The sequence below is a fragment of the Sulfitobacter sp. G5_S2_6_S6 genome, assembly GCF_054968505.1.
The window spans coordinates 549,938-563,099 of sequence record NZ_JBQKUI010000001.1 but is presented as its reverse complement, the minus strand read 5'-3'; the positions used below and the strand labels follow the sequence as shown (position 1 = coordinate 563,099).

At 62.1% G+C, this 13,162-nt stretch carries 15 protein-coding genes; 10 read left to right on the top strand and 5 right to left on the bottom strand.

The annotated features are described in order from the left end of the window. Window positions 1–51 precede the first annotated feature (51 nt). Both ACTRWK_RS02700 and ACTRWK_RS02695 read left to right on the top strand, forming a co-directional pair. Window positions 52–186 carry an aa3-type cytochrome c oxidase subunit IV gene (locus ACTRWK_RS02700; protein ID WP_005849635.1) on the top strand — a complete coding sequence of 45 codons (135 nt, stop codon included), beginning with the start codon at window positions 52–54 and terminating at the stop codon, window positions 184–186. A 31-nt stretch (window positions 187–217) separates the two neighbouring features. Then, complete coding sequence (locus ACTRWK_RS02695) at window positions 218–820, top strand: hypothetical protein (RefSeq protein WP_037966046.1); 603 nt, start codon at window positions 218–220, stop codon at window positions 818–820. Here the strand turns inward: ACTRWK_RS02695 and ACTRWK_RS02690 are convergent. Further along, entirely contained in the window at window positions 809–1,141 is a 333-nt protein-coding gene (locus tag ACTRWK_RS02690) for an AzlD domain-containing protein (RefSeq protein ID WP_009825231.1), read from the bottom strand. The two genes, ACTRWK_RS02695 and ACTRWK_RS02690, sit on opposite strands and share 12 nt — an antisense overlap. After that, window positions 1,141–1,875 (bottom strand): AzlC family ABC transporter permease, encoded by a 735-nt coding sequence (locus ACTRWK_RS02685; protein ID WP_005849629.1) that lies wholly within the window; start codon window positions 1,873–1,875, stop codon window positions 1,141–1,143. The genes ACTRWK_RS02690 and ACTRWK_RS02685 overlap by 1 nt, the downstream gene beginning before the upstream one ends. A gap of 48 nt (window positions 1,876–1,923) precedes the next feature. Between ACTRWK_RS02685 and ACTRWK_RS02680 the strand changes: the two genes are divergently transcribed. From ACTRWK_RS02680 to ACTRWK_RS02665, 4 genes are read left to right on the top strand one after another with little or no spacing between them, the layout of a single operon-like run. Further along, complete coding sequence (locus tag ACTRWK_RS02680; protein ID WP_289081730.1) at window positions 1,924–2,811, top strand: formate dehydrogenase accessory sulfurtransferase FdhD; 888 nt, start codon at window positions 1,924–1,926, stop codon at window positions 2,809–2,811. Further along, a complete protein-coding gene (mobA, locus tag ACTRWK_RS02675) occupies window positions 2,808–3,410 on the top strand; it encodes a molybdenum cofactor guanylyltransferase MobA (RefSeq protein ID WP_005849625.1) in 603 nt (200 codons plus the stop codon). The genes ACTRWK_RS02680 and mobA overlap by 4 nt, the downstream gene beginning before the upstream one ends. Beyond that, a complete protein-coding gene (gene mobB, locus ACTRWK_RS02670; protein ID WP_037944792.1) occupies window positions 3,407–3,898 on the top strand; it encodes a molybdopterin-guanine dinucleotide biosynthesis protein B in 492 nt (163 codons plus the stop codon). The genes mobA and mobB overlap by 4 nt, the downstream gene beginning before the upstream one ends. Further along, window positions 3,895–5,970, top strand: coding sequence for a molybdopterin-binding protein (locus ACTRWK_RS02665; protein ID WP_037944791.1), 2,076 nt, complete (start codon window positions 3,895–3,897; stop codon window positions 5,968–5,970). Before mobB ends, ACTRWK_RS02665 begins: the two co-directional genes overlap by 4 nt. Window positions 5,971–5,973: 3 nt before the next feature. Here the strand turns inward: ACTRWK_RS02665 and ACTRWK_RS02660 are convergent, their stop codons facing one another. The 3 genes from ACTRWK_RS02660 to ACTRWK_RS02650 form a co-directional block, all read right to left on the bottom strand. Further along, complete coding sequence (locus tag ACTRWK_RS02660) at window positions 5,974–7,008, bottom strand: hypothetical protein (RefSeq protein ID WP_037944790.1); 1,035 nt, start codon at window positions 7,006–7,008, stop codon at window positions 5,974–5,976. A 15-nt stretch (window positions 7,009–7,023) separates the two neighbouring features. After that, on the bottom strand, window positions 7,024–7,494 hold the full coding sequence (greA, locus tag ACTRWK_RS02655; protein ID WP_005849618.1) for a transcription elongation factor GreA: 471 nt from the start codon (window positions 7,492–7,494) through the stop codon (window positions 7,024–7,026). A 138-nt stretch (window positions 7,495–7,632) separates the two neighbouring features. Continuing rightward, on the bottom strand, window positions 7,633–8,016 hold the full coding sequence (locus ACTRWK_RS02650) for a VOC family protein (protein ID WP_340244263.1): 384 nt from the start codon (window positions 8,014–8,016) through the stop codon (window positions 7,633–7,635). Window positions 8,017–8,109: 93 nt separating this feature from the next. Here ACTRWK_RS02650 and soxR point away from each other — a divergent pair, with 93 nt between their 5' ends. The 4 genes from soxR (at window position 8,110) to ACTRWK_RS02630 (ending at window position 13,154) form a co-directional block, all read left to right on the top strand. Then, window positions 8,110–8,562, top strand: a complete 453-nt coding sequence (soxR, locus tag ACTRWK_RS02645; protein ID WP_237279978.1) for a redox-sensitive transcriptional activator SoxR — start codon at window positions 8,110–8,112, stop codon at window positions 8,560–8,562. Between the two features lie 152 nt (window positions 8,563–8,714). Further along, window positions 8,715–10,364: an electron transfer flavoprotein-ubiquinone oxidoreductase gene (locus ACTRWK_RS02640; protein ID WP_005849615.1), complete on the top strand. Its 1,650-nt coding sequence runs from the start codon at window positions 8,715–8,717 to the stop codon at window positions 10,362–10,364. Between the two features lie 217 nt (window positions 10,365–10,581). Beyond that, window positions 10,582–12,300 carry a tetratricopeptide repeat protein gene (locus tag ACTRWK_RS02635; protein ID WP_037944784.1) on the top strand — a complete coding sequence of 573 codons (1,719 nt, stop codon included), beginning with the start codon at window positions 10,582–10,584 and terminating at the stop codon, window positions 12,298–12,300. Further along, window positions 12,297–13,154: a 4-(cytidine 5'-diphospho)-2-C-methyl-D-erythritol kinase gene (locus ACTRWK_RS02630; RefSeq protein ID WP_289081732.1), complete on the top strand. Its 858-nt coding sequence runs from the start codon at window positions 12,297–12,299 to the stop codon at window positions 13,152–13,154. The genes ACTRWK_RS02635 and ACTRWK_RS02630 overlap by 4 nt, the downstream gene beginning before the upstream one ends. Window positions 13,155–13,162: the final 8 nt, after the last annotated feature.

Sequence of the window (13,162 nt, the reverse complement as noted above, 5' to 3'; positions counted from 1 at the left end):
ACAGTATTCCCCAGTTCAAATCATACGCACGTTAAGACAAGGATCGCGCAAATGGCCAAACATGAACACGGCTCGATGGACACCAGCACGCACGAGAAGACTTTTGACAGCTTCATGAACTTCGTCAAATGGTCGTGCATCGTGATTATTGCCATTCTGGTCTTTATGGCGATCTTCGCGCGCTAAGGCGGGCAAACCTAACCGACAGGATATTTCTATGCGTGTTTGGATGGCTTTGGCCTGCGTCGGGCTGCTTGCGGCCTGTGCGAATGATACCGGGATTGATAATACACCGGCAGAAGTCGCGGCGGCCGCCTATGTGGCACCGGGGCCGCGATCCATCACGTTGATGACGATGATCAACAACCGCACCGGCAGCGGCGGCCATACGGCGCTGGTGGTCAATGGCTCGCAGCAGGTGATCTTTGACCCCGCCGGTTCCTTCCGCGATCCGCGCGTGATCGAACGCGGCGACGTGCTTTACGGTATGACGCCCAAGTGGATTCAGGGCTACAAATCCTCGCACGCACGCAGCACCTACCATGTTGTCAGCCAGGAACTTCAGGTGACGGACGCGCAAGCGGAACAGATTTTGCAGCTTGTGATGTCGAACGGCACGGTAGCAGGGGCGTTCTGCGCCAATGCGACATCGGGCATTCTGTCGCAGGTTCAAGGGTTCGAAAGCATCTCCAAGACCTTCTATCCGGCCAAGCTCAGCGAACAGTTCGCCAGCTTGCCCGGTGTCACGACGACAAAATACTACGAGAATGACGAAGGCGATGTGATCGACGCGGTGCAGGCGTCGCTTCTAGCCCAGTAACCAAAGCAGACTGTAAAGCGTTGCTGCACCGCTGATGATGGCGAGCAGCACGTTTTTGGTGATCACCCCGATTGTCAGTGCCGCAGCTGCTGCCGCCATGCGCGGCAGGTCAAGCTGCCCGTCCGTGGCTGCGGGCCAGATCACCTGCGGAGCCACCAGCGCGGGAAGGATCGCCACCGCCGTATAGCGCAGGTGCCGAAGCAGCCATGCGGGCATCTCGCGGTCGCCAACCAATCCGGTAAAGACAAAGCGCAGCCCGAAGCTGCCGATGCCAAGGGCGATGATCACGAACCAAAGCGTGCCGGTGTTGATATGATCCATTATACCGCATCCTGTTCAGGGTGTTGGGGCTGGCGCCGTTCCAGCCAAAGCTCTGTCTGCGCACCGGCCATCATCCCCGCAAGCCCCGCGATGATCAGCCCCAGCGAATAGGGCACTCCCGCCGTCAGCAGCCCCGCGACAGAGGCGACCAGCGCCGCGACCACATGGGCCGGCGTGCGGAACATCGGCGCGATCATGGCCAGAAAGGTGATCGGCAGCGCAAAGTCCAGCGCCCAGCTTTCGGGGATCTGCGCGCCCACCATCGCCCCCACCAGCGTGAACAAATACCACAGCGGCACAATCGGGGTTACACAGCCAAAGAAATACGCCATCCGTTGCGGGATCGTCATATCGGGCTGCTTCTCGTACTGCGCCATCGCGCAGACATAGGATTGATCGACCGTCAGATAGGCCGCCAGCGCGCGCTGCCACAGCGGGGCGGAGCCGATGTAAGGGGTCAGCGACGCGGAATACATCGCCATCCGCAGGTTCACCGCCAGCGCAGAGGCCAGCACGATCGCCGTCGGGGCATGTTCCTGCATCAGTTGCAGCGCGGTGAACTGCGCTGCCCCCGCAATGACCACAACCGAAAAGGCGAGCGTTTCGAATACGTTCAATCCTGCCTCGGTGGCGAGGATGCCAAACAGGGACGCAAAGGGGATGATCACCAGAACAAAGGGTGCGGCGTCGGCAAGACCTTTTCGAAAGGCCGATTTCGTGGTGGTGATGGCCATGCGTTCCCCCTAGATTGCCGGGACATGCTTAACTGCCGCTTTGGGGGGATGCAATTGTCCGTCAAGACAGACACCGATGCTTATTTGATCGCACCGCAACCGGGGTTGGCGCGGCTGACCCGTGCTGTGACCGGGCGCGACCAAACAGGGGCGGAAACAACGATCAATGTGGTCGAGGAACGCCCGCTGACGATATATCTGAACGCGCAGGAAATCGTCACCGCGATGACGATCGGCGATTACCCTGAATACCTCGCGCTTGGGTTCTTGCGCAATCAGGGCATGCTGCGCGACGGTGAGGATATCACCGGCGTCGACTACGACGAAGAGCTGGAGGTCGTCGTGGTCCGCACCGCCCGCAAAACCGATTACGAAGACAAGATGCGCAAAAAGACCCGGACCTCCGGCTGTGCGGTCGGTACGGTTTTCGGCGATATGATGGAGGGGCTGGAGGGCGTGATCCTGCCCACGACCCCGCTGCGGACCTCGTGGCTGTATGACCTTAGCGCGCAGATCAACCGCACGCCGAGCCTGTACCTGGAAGCCGGAGCGATTCACGGCACGGTGCTATGTCAGGGCAATCGCCCGCTGGTCTATATGGAAGACGTGGGTCGTCACAACGCGGTCGACAAGATCGCGGGCTGGATGCTTTCTGAGAAAGTCTCGGCCGAGGATAAGATCCTCTATACCACGGGGCGGTTAACCTCCGAGATGGTGATCAAGACCGCGATGATGGGCATCCCCGCGCTGGTCTCGCGCTCCGGCTTTACCGCCTGGGGGGTAGAGATCGCGCAGCAGCTCGGGCTGACGCTGATCGGCCGGATGAAGGGCAAACGCTTTATGTGTCTGGCGGGCGAGGACCGGTTGATCCGTGACGCGGACCCCGACGGAATCGCGGATGAACCGAAACGATCTGGGCGAAAGGGCAGCGCATGAAACAGCCACTTGGGGTGATCCTTGCCGGTGGGCAGGCGACGCGGATGGGCGGCGGCGACAAGGGACTGTTGCAGCTTGGCGGTCAAAGCGTGCTGGGTCATGTGATTGAACGGCTGACCCCGCAGGTGGATCGCGTCGCGTTGAATGCCAATGGTGATGCCGCGCGGTTTGCGGGGCTGAAGCTGCCGGTGTTGCCCGATAGTATCGACGGATTCGCCGGTCCCCTTGCGGGCGTGCTGGCCGGGCTGGATTGGGCCGCTGAACAGGGCGCGGATACCATCGTCACGGCGGCGGCAGACACGCCGTTCTTCCCCGGTGATCTGGTGCCGCAGCTGTTGCTGGCAAGCGAGGGGATGACCCATCCGCTGGTGCTTGCCGCGACGCCGGATGCCAAACGCGGCACCGCGCGGCATCCGACCTTTGGCCTCTGGCCCGTGGCGCTGCGTGACGATCTGCGCGCCGCCTTGCAAGGGGGGCTGCGCAAGGTCGTAATGTGGACCCAAACGCATGAGGGGCGCGAAGCACTGTTCCCCCATGAGGACGCGTTCTTTAATATCAACACCCCCCAAGATCTGGCCCGCGCACAGGAGATGCTATGAGAGTTTACGGCGTTGTCGGCTGGAAAAACGCAGGCAAAACGGGGCTGATGGAACGCCTCGTGACCGAAATCACGGGCCGCGGGTTTTCAGTGTCTACCGTGAAACATGCGCACCACAGTTTTGACGTGGATCACCCGGGCAAGGACAGCCACCGCCACCGTGTCGCTGGCGCGCGCGAGGTGCTGTTGGCCTCGCGCAACCGCTTTGCCTTGATGCATGAGCTGCATGGCGAGGATGAACCGACGCTCGACGCGCTGCTGGCCAAGCTTGCGCCCGTCGATCTGGTGCTGGTCGAAGGCTACAAACGCGACGGTCACGCCAAGGTCGAAGCGCATCGGGCCGAAACCGGCAACGCGCTGATCGCGCCGGAGGATACGACGATCAAAGCGATTGCCAGCGACACCCCCATGACGTTGGATCGCCCCGTATTCGATCTGAATGACACCAGCACCATCGCCGATTTCATTCTGGCCGAGGTGGGCTTGTGAGCCATTTCGACACGTTTGTTGTGGTCGATTGGTCCGGCGGTAATGACACCGGACCAACCCCGCGCAAAGATGCGATTTGGGCGGGGGTGTCGCGCGGGGGCATCTCGGACCCGCCTGTCTATCTGCGCAACCGGTCCGAGGCAGAGGCGTGGATCGCCGCGTTGATCGAAGCAGAGCTGGCGCAGGATCGCCGCCTGTTCATCGGCTTCGATTTCCCCTTTGCCTACCCCAGCGGTTTTGCCGAGGCCCTGACGGGTAGCGACGATCCCTTCGCCCTGTGGGAGTGGTTCGAGGCGCGGGTCGAAGACGCGCCAGGCCGTAACAACCGTTTCGATCTGGTGGCAGAGATCAATCTGGGTCTGGGCGATGGCAGCGGCCCTTTCTGGGCCAACGGGCTGCCCAACCGCGATATCGCAGGGCTGCCGCGCACCAAGGCGGGCTACGCCAACCCGTTTCCCGACAAGCGCGCGGCGGAACAGCGTGCCAAGGGCAGTTTCACCTGCTGGCAAATGGCGGGGGCAGGGGCTGTCGGGTCGCAGGTGGTCATGGGGCTGCCTGTGCTGTCACGCCTGCGTGCTCGCTTTGCCGATCATGTCGCGGTCTGGCCGTTTGAAAAGCCGGATGCGCAGGTGGTCTTTGCCGAGATATGGCCGTCGCTTACCGTGGGGCCCGCCCCTGACAACAGGGTCAAGGATGCGTGGCAGGTGCAGGAGCTTGCACGGCAGCTGGCCGCCGTCACCGCCGCCGATCTGGCGCAGATGCTGGATGTCGAGGCAGCGGAAGAGGGTTGGATCTTCGGTCTGGGGTTCGAACATCTGCTCAAGGCCCCGCCCCCCCTGCGCAACGACTGTTTTGCCCTGCCGCCGGGCGTGCATTGGACGCCGGTGGACGAAGCGCTGGCGCAGCTGCGGGCACGGCTGCATCCGGTGACCCCTGTCGAAGACGTGGCTTTGGCTGCCACCTTGGGGCGCATCGCCGCGGCGGATGTGCTGGCACGCCGCGCCAATCCGCCGCTGCCAAATACGGCTGTTGATGGCTATGGCTTTGCGGGCGGGCGCGAGGCCGGGGCCCATGCGATGCCGCTGGCCGAGGGACGCGCTGCGGCAGGCGACGCGCCGGGGGCGCTTGCCGAAGGGCAGGCGCTCCGTGTGCTGACAGGGGCCGCGCTGCCCGAAGGCGTCGATACCGTGGTGCTGCAAGAAGACGTGACCATCGACGGGCGCACCCTGCGGTTTAACGGTCCGGTGAAACAGGGTGCCAATACCCGCAAAGCGGGGGAGGATGTGACGGCGGGTGCCGTAACCCTGCGTGCGGGACGACGGATCACAGCGGCGGATATCGCCTTGCTCGCGGCCACGGGCACGGCGTCTGTGTCGACCCATCGGCCGTTGCGCGTTGGCGTGCTATCGACAGGGGACGAGATCGTCGAGGCCGGTCAAACCGCGGCCGACGGGCAGATATTCGATGCGAACCGCCCGATGTTGCTGGGGTTGGTATCGCAGTTCGGCCATCAGGGCGTGGATCTGGGGCATGTGGGTGACGATCGCGCTGCTTTGCGCAGGCGGCTGGATGAGACGCAGGGCCGTGTCGATGCGATCCTGACCAGCGGTGGCGCGTCGGCGGGGGATGAAGACCACGTGTCGGCCCTTTTGTCCGAGGCGGGGGCGCTTGACCTGTGGCGCATTGCGGTCAAACCGGGGCGGCCCTTAGCGCTTGGCATGTGGCAAGGCGCGCCGGTTTTTGGTCTGCCGGGCAACCCCGTGGCGGCTATGGTCTGCACCCTGATTTTCGCGCGCCCCGCGTTGGCGCGGCTGGCGGGGCAGGACTGGCCTGAACCGCAGGGGTTCGACGTGCCCGCAGATTTCAGCAAGCGCAAGAAACCTGGGCGGCGCGAGTATCTGCGCGCGCGGATGCGCGACGGGCGGGTGCAGGTCTTTGCCTCTGAAGGGTCGGGGCGGATCAGCGGGCTGGCTTGGGCCGAAGGATTGGTGGAACTCCCGGACGCCGCGGCCGACATCCAGCCGGGCGATCTGGTGCGCTATATTCCCTATGGGTCTTTCGGGATCACCTGACCGCTAGTCGAACGTCCCCGCAACGCGGCCCAGCAACATGAAGGCCCGCACGGTGCGCGTGTCGGTCAGTGCCGAGATGTCGGCGTCAGAGGCCTCGGCTTCAAAGGCGGCAAAGGCGCGGTCGAAACGGCGCAGGAAGTGATGCGCGGCATCGCGGAAGATCGGGTCTTGCTTCATGCGGGCACTGGTCAGCGCCAGCGAGGACCGGTCACGGATGCCGCCCAAAGCTGCGATCGGACGGCCTCGGGCCCCTTGGGCGAATTGACGCCAGATTTCGGGGCGTGCACGGTCGGGGCGCAGGTCATCCATATAGATGCCGTCCTGACTGAGCAGTGTCAGCACGTCCTGCGACGCCTGCACCAGCTGCGATGCATTGCGGTCTTTCAACGCCTTGCGCAGCGCCGAAAAGCCTTCGGTATCCTCTGCCGTTTCGGGGAAATTCAGCGCGCGAATGAAATCTTCATGTGACAGCGGCGGGGTCATATCCGCGGCCGAGGTGCCAAGCGCCAGCGCGGGCTGGTCATCGACCACCGCAGGCTTGAGAGGCGCAAGGCGGGTGCTGGCGTCGCGGCGGCTTTGGAAGGTGGCCAGCGTGCTTTCGGTCTTGCGGGCGGCGGCGGCGATTTCATCCAGCTTGCGCGCGACGGTCGCGTCTGCGCCAAGGCTCTGCCCTTGCTGTTGCGCGATATACGCCTGCCGGATCGCGTCGATCGCGGCCTGCAAGCGTTTGCTTTCCTCGCGCATGACACGGCTGGCGCGGGCCGCTGTGGCGGCGACCCAGATCATGCCTACGGGCATGAAGATCGCCAGCATCGTCATCAGGAACCGCAAGCCGGCGCCGCCCGTATCAGGTTGCTGATCCGACGGCAGCATCAAGAAAAAGATCGCGGACCCCAGCAACCAAACAGCGCTTAGCGCTGCGGCGATGAGTTCAATGTTCGAGATCCCGCCGTCGTTCGGGCGCGAATAGACGCCAAAGGGGGTCGACCGCGCGGATTGGCGCGGCGCGTTCGGTGTCAGCTGCGGTTTGTCGGTCATCTCTTTGTCCCCGGCTTATGCGTAGACGATTTTGAGAACCTCATAGGATTTGTCCCCCCCGGGTGTCCGCACCTCGACGCTGTCGCCTTCTTCCTTGCCGATCAGGGCGCGGGCGATAGGGGATTTGATGTTCAGCAGACCTTTTTCGATGTTGGCCTCGTATTCACCAACAATCTGGTAGGTCTTCTCTTCGTCGGTGTCCTCGTCCACGAGGGTCACGGTCGCGCCGAACTTGATCGCGCCGGACATCTTGGCCGGATCGATCACATCCGCAAGGGAGATCACGCCTTCGAGCTCTTTGATGCGGCCTTCGATGAAAGACTGCTTTTCCTTGGCGGAATGGTATTCGGCGTTCTCGGACAGGTCACCGTGTTCGCGGGCTTCGGCGATGGCTTTGATGATGGCAGGGCGTTCAACCGACTTCAGATGCTTGAGTTCGGTTTCCAAAGCCGTGTGACCGGCGCGGGTCATGGGGATTTTTTCCATCAGGGGGCGTCCACGCAATGAGGGTCACAGCCCCCGAACTGTCGTCCGAGGGTGCAACCGATTTGAATTGATCCTTACCTGACCCAAACTGCCCCGCGATTGCAAGAGCAGAGTCAGCCCGTCCGCGGCAATCCGCGCTTAGCCATCGTATTGGACCAGCTCGTATTCAACACCGTCGTGATCGCGAAAATAGAAGCGCCGCCCGGGTTCGTAATCGGCGTGGTTCACCGGCGTGAACCCCTGCGCTTTGACCAAGGTTTCGGCGGCGTCCAGATCATCGACGGTCACCCCGATATGGTTCAGCGCGCCGGTGGTGTCATAGCTGCTGGTGCCCGTGGCCGGCGTCTTTTCCGGTGTGTAAAGTGCCACGTATGAGCTGTCGGTTCCGATGTGGATAGTATTTCCGCCCGCTATGGCATCGCCTTGCCAGCGGATACGCCAGCCAAAGATCTGCGCCATCCAGGCGGCGGTGGCTTGCGGGTCGGTTACGGTGATGTTGGCATGTTCCAATTGTGCTGGCATTGTCGGGTCTTCCTTCCGTGTTTGTGACGTTGACCCTATGGTGTGTAATTTCTAAACCTAACTTTAGGTCAAGGATTATTTCGGGGAATGTCTATGGCGGTGAATGATGGGTTGTCGATTGGCGCTTTGGCGCGGCGCACAGGCTTGGCGGTGTCCGCCATCCGCTATTACGAGGCGCAAGGGTTGATCAAACCGTGGCGCAACAGCGGCGGGCAGCGGCGGTTCGAGCGTGCCGATCTGAGGCGGCTGAGCTTTGTGATGATCGCGCAGCAATTCGGCTTTACCTTGCCGCAGATCAAGCAAGAGCTGGATCGCCTGCCGGATGGGCGCACACCCACCAAACAGGACTGGGCGCGTATCAGCCAGGCGTTTCGTACAACGCTGGACGACCGGATCGCGACGTTGACCCGCCTGCGTGACGACCTAGATGGATGTATCGGATGCGGCTGCCTGAGCCTGCAGGCCTGTGCGCTTTATAACCCCCAAGACCGCGCGGGGGAGAAAGGGCAGGGGCCGCGCTATCTAATGGGAGATCCGCGCAGCTAGCATTTTGCGATGCGAAACAATATTGCTGCACCTGCAACATTTAAGATGCAAACTGTCGTGGGTGCGCTAATTTACGCTGTGTTGCGATTGCAATAGCGACCGTGCTGGTTTAGCGAAATCCAAACCGTTTTCTGCCCGAAGAGGAGCCCCAAATGGCCGAAGTTGAACGCGAAGCAATGGAATATGACGTCGTTATCGTCGGTGCGGGCCCTGCCGGTCTGTCCGCCGCGATCCGTCTGAAACAACTCGACGCTGACTGCAATGTGGTCGTGCTGGAAAAGGGCTCTGAGGTGGGGGCGCATATCCTGTCGGGTGCGGTTCTGGACCCGATCGGTCTGGACGCCCTGATGCCCGACTGGAAGGAAAAAGGCGCGCCGATCAAGACCAAGGTCGAGGAAGACAACTTTTACATGCTGGGCGAGGCGGGTAAAATCCGGGTGCCGAACTTCCCCATGCCACCGCTGATGAACAACCACGGGAACTACATCGTTTCCATGGCCAATGTCTGCCGCTGGATGGCAGAACAGGCCGAAGAGCTGGGGGTCGAGATTTTCCCGGGTATGGCGTGCTCAGAGCTTGTCTATGGCGACAATGGCGAGATCAAAGGCGTTGTGGCCGGTGAATTCGGCATCAGCGCCGATGGCACCAAGGGCGACGGCTATGAGCCCGGTATGGAACTGCACGGTAAATACGTCTTCCTGTCCGAAGGCGTGCGCGGCAGCCTGTCCAAGCAGGTGATTGCGAAATACGATCTGGACGCCGGAAAAGAGCCGCAGAAATACGGCCTTGGCATGAAAGAAATCTGGGAGATCGACCCCGCCAAGCACAAAGAGGGCACCGTGACCCACACGATGGGCTGGCCTTTGAACAGCAACGCGGGTGGCGGGTCGTTCATCTATCACATCGAAAACAACCAGGTGTACGTCGGTTTCGTTGTCCACCTTGGCTACAAGAACCCGCATGTCTTCCCCTACATGGAATTCCAGCGCTTCAAGCACCACCCGATGGTTGCCGAGCTGCTGAAAGGCGGCAAGCGCGTGGCCTACGGCGCGCGCGCCATCACCGAAGGCGGCTACCAGTCGATGCCCAAGATGGTCGCACCCGGTGTGGCGTTGCTGGGCTGTTCGGTGGGCATGGTCAACGTGCCGCGCATCAAGGGCAACCACAACGCGATGCTGTCGGGTAAAGCTGCCGCCGAAGCGGCCTATGACGCGATCCAGGCGGGCCGCGCCGGTGACGAGCTGACCGCCTATGAGGAAGATGTCCGCAGCGGCGAGATCGGCAAAGACCTGAAAAAAGTGCGCAACGTCAAACCGTTGTGGAGCAAATACGGCCTTGTGACCTCGCTCGCCGTGGGTGGGTTCGACATGTGGACCAATACTTTCGGCTTCTCGCTGCTGGGGACGCTGGGGCATGGTAAATCCGATGCTGAAGCGACCGAAAAGGCCGACAAGCACAAGAAGATCGACTACCCCAAGCCCGATGGCAAGCTCAGCTTTGACCGTCTGACCAACGTGGCGTTTTCATTCACTAACCACGACGAAAGCCAGCCCGCGCATTTGACGCTGAAGGATCCGTCGGTGCCGGTGAACATCAATCTGCCGGAATACGCTGGCCCCTCGGCGCGGTATTGCCCTGCCGGCGTGTATGAATTCGTCGAGGAAGACGGCAAGGACCCGCGCTTTGTCATCAACTTCCAGAACTGCGTGCACTGCAAGACCTGCGACATCAAGGACCCGACGCAGAATATCGTCTGGACCACGCCGCAGGGTGGGGATGGCCCGAACTATCCTAATATGTAAGCGTCGCTTACGGGCCTAATATGTAAGCGTCGCTTGCGGGCCTGACGTGTAAGCATCACTTACTGGATGAAATCGATCAAAGGCGTGCTGCGGCGCGCCTTTTTTCATGCAAGGTTCCGCCGATAGAGGATAAGCGGGATGTCCCTTTGGATAGGCGGCATTGCGCTTGGTCGTGAACCTGTTAGCCTTGCGCCAAATACAAATGAGGCGTGCCAGTATGATCCGTAACCTTCTGTTGACCGCAAGCGTTTTGGCGCTGACCGGAGCCGTTGCAATGCCCGTACAGGCGCAATCGGCGGCGGGGGCCTATCTTGCCGGTCGGCATGCTGCGGTGCGCAGTGATTTTGCGGAATCCGCCAAGTATTATGGCGAGGCGCTGGCGCTTGATCCCAAGAACCCCGAATTCCTTGAAAGCACGGTTCTGGCGCTGCTCTCTCTGGGGGATATCGACCGCGCCCTGCCTTTGGCGCGCATCATGGCCGCGTCGGACCAGCCCGGGCAGATCGCCTATCTGGTGACAACCGCTGGCATGGCGCAGGAAGAAAACTATGCGGGTCTGATCGAACAATCCGCAGACGAGGGCGGGATCGGCCCTTGGGTGGACGGTTTGGTCAAGGCCTGGGCGCATGTGGGCGTGGGCGACATGACCGCCGCCATCACTCAGTTCGACGATCTGAGCAAAGAAGCCGGCATGCAGGGGTTCGTGCTGTATCACAAGGCTTTGGCATTGGCGTCCGTCGGAGACTACGAAGGGGCGGAGGCAATCTTTGCTTCGAACCAAGCGGGATCGGCAGGGCAAACACGGCGCGGTGTGATCGCGCGGGCGGAAATCCTTGGCCAGCTCGGGCGAAATGAACAGGCGCTTGCGCTGCTGACCGATAGTTTCGGGGCCAGCAGCGACCCCGAACTTGACGGCTTGGTCGCCGCCTTGCAGGGGGAGGGGCAGGTCGCCTTTACCCAGATCCCCGATGCCAAGGCAGGCATTGCCGAAGTCTTCTTTACCTTCGCCGCCGTGCTGCGCAATGAAAGTGCCGGTGACTACTATGTGCTGCTTTATTCGCGCATCGCGCGTTACCTGCGCCCCGATCATATCGACGACCTGTTGCTGACCGCGGATCTGCTGGAAAACATCGGCCAGTACGAGCTTGCGATCGAGGAACTGCAGGACGTACCCGCCGACAACCCCGCCTATCACGCAGCCGAACTCGGGCGTGCGGCGGCGCTGCGACGGTCGAACAAACCGGAACAGGCGATCGAGGTTCTGCAACAGCTGACCCGCAGCCACGGCACATTGCCGTCGGTCCATTCCGCCTTGGGCGATGCGTTGCGGGCGCAGGACAACTTCAAGGCCGCAATCAAATCCTATGACCGCGCGATAGAGCTGACACCCGACAGCAATCCGCAACGCTGGGTGCTGTATTACGCCCGCGGCATTGCCGAAGAACGCTCTGGCAATGGCGAGGCATCCGAACGCGATTTTCGCGCCGCTCTCAAGATCAACCCCGATCAGCCTCAGGTGCTGAACTACCTCGGCTATTCGCTGGTGGAACAGGGGCGCAATCTGGACGAAGCGTTGAACATGATCGAACGCGCCGTCGCGGCGAGCCCTGAATCAGGCTATATCGTCGATTCACTGGGCTGGGTCTTGTACCGTTTGGGTCGCTACGAAGAGGCCGTCGACCAGATGGAAAGGGCCGTTGAACTGGTCGCCGTTGATCCGGTGGTCAACGACCACTTGGGCGACGTTTACTGGTCCGTTGGCCGTCAACGCGAGGCTGAATTCCAATGGCGTCGGGCGCTATCGTTTGTGGATCCCGAAGATAAAGACAGCGAGGCCGATCCCGACCGCATGCGCCGCAAGCTCGAGGTGGGGCTGGACGCGGTATTGGCCGAAGAAGGGGCCGAACCGCTCAGCAAAGCCTCTGCCGAGAAATGACGACCCAAGCCGCTGCCCTCGGGGTTGCCAACGCGGGTTTCGCCTGGGCCAAGGTGAACCTGACCCTGCATGTCACTGGGCAGCGCAGCGATGGCTACCATCTGCTGGATAGTCTTGTGGTGCGCGCGGGCGTGGGCGACCGGATCGCGGTATCTCCCTCTGACCAGCTTGAGCTGTTTCTCGATGGTCCCTATGGCGGTGCCGCCCCCCATGATGACCGCAACCTCGTGGTGCGTGCGGCAAGGCTGCTGGACGCGGGCGCGGGCAGGGGGGCGCGGTTGCATCTGACGAAAAACCTCCCCGCCGCGGCAGGGATCGGCGGAGGGTCGGCAGATGCAGCCACGGCGCTGCGCTTGCTCTCGGCGCATTGGGGGCTGCCGGTGCCCGAGGATGTGGCGCGACTGGGTGCCGATGTGCCGGTTTGCCTGCGTGACACCCCCCAGCGGATGGAGGGGATCGGCGAGCGATTGACGCCCGCGCCCAAGCTGCCGCCCTGCTGGCTGGTGCTGATCAACCCGAATAAATCCGCCGCCACGCCCGAGGTCTTCTCAAGGCTCGAGTCCCGCGCCAACGCGCCCATGCCCAAAGAGCTGCCCGCATTCACCAGCGCGCCTGCGTTCGCCGCCTGGCTGGCCACACAGCGCAACGATCTGGAGACACCGGCGATCGAGGTGGTGCCAGAGGTGGCAGATTGTCTGGGCAGTCTACAGGACGCGCTGCTGGCGCGTATGTCGGGCTCTGGTGCGACCTGCTTTGGCCTTTACGAGACCGAGGCACTGGCGCAGCGTGCCGTCATGCGTATTGCCGCGGCACAGCCCGGTTGGTGGGTCACCGCCGCACCGATGCTGGGGTAGCTTCGACG